At 38.9% G+C, this 678-nt stretch carries 1 protein-coding gene and 1 pseudogene; one reads left to right on the top strand and one right to left on the bottom strand.

What is annotated here, in order from left to right; genetic code table 11:
• Positions 1-204 (bottom strand): hypothetical protein (locus ACFIL8_RS11950; protein WP_375689996.1); only part of this gene is annotated, 204 nt, incomplete at its 3' end.
• Positions 205-486: 282 nt separating this feature from the next.
• On the opposite strand from ACFIL8_RS11950, the pseudogene ACFIL8_RS11945 reads away from it, so the two are divergent.
• Positions 487-678: pseudogene (locus ACFIL8_RS11945) on the top strand (hypothetical protein); the annotation flags it as partial.

The following is a 678-nucleotide window of genomic DNA, read 5'->3' as shown; positions in this document are numbered from 1 at the left end:
ATGCCCACACAATCCTCCAGAAATCTTATCCCCTTGCATCTCCAGAGCTCTCAGAAATCCTATCTCCCTAATCTCCCTCCTAAAATCTTCGTAATCATTAAATCTTCCCTCTTCCTTTCCTCCCCCCTTTAGACAAGAAAATACCTTAAACATGTTTTTTGACCTTTTAACATTGCTACCCCCATACAAGAATAAAAACATCACTCTCAAGACCGCCCCCCATCTCCCTATAAACATCTATATAGGCTACATACTTCCACAAAAGCATTTTTCTTAAAAATTCGGCAAAAAATAGCTGATATCATCATTGAAACAACGATTTATTCTTACGATCAGAAGAAGGGAATTCAACACTATTTTCCTAAATAAAAAATTTTTTGATTTCCCCCTCCAAAGAGCAAAGTTTCCTACGAGCAGCCTTCCACACTTTAGTTTCTTGCCTAGAAAATTCTATCTAATAATCATTTCATGGAACTTCTATTACCGCCCTCTGTTCCGGTATCTCCTTCATCTCCGGATTCTGTTCCTTCTGCTTCTTTCCCATGTTAAACCAAAGCCTTCTGGGTCTTCTGACCCTTTGGATTCCTCGTCTAATCTCCAAATTAGAGCGGTTGTTCCACAGGTTCCAACTTATCTTCTTTTGCCAAATGCCTTATTTCATGCTGGTTTAGTGGATAT

The organism is Bartonella sp. AP57NXGY, from assembly GCF_042195805.1.
In the GTDB taxonomy this organism is placed as follows: Bacteria; Pseudomonadota; Alphaproteobacteria; order Rhizobiales; family Rhizobiaceae; genus Bartonella.
The sequence above is the reverse complement of the archived record's forward strand: the minus strand, read 5'-3'. Positions and strand labels throughout refer to the sequence as shown.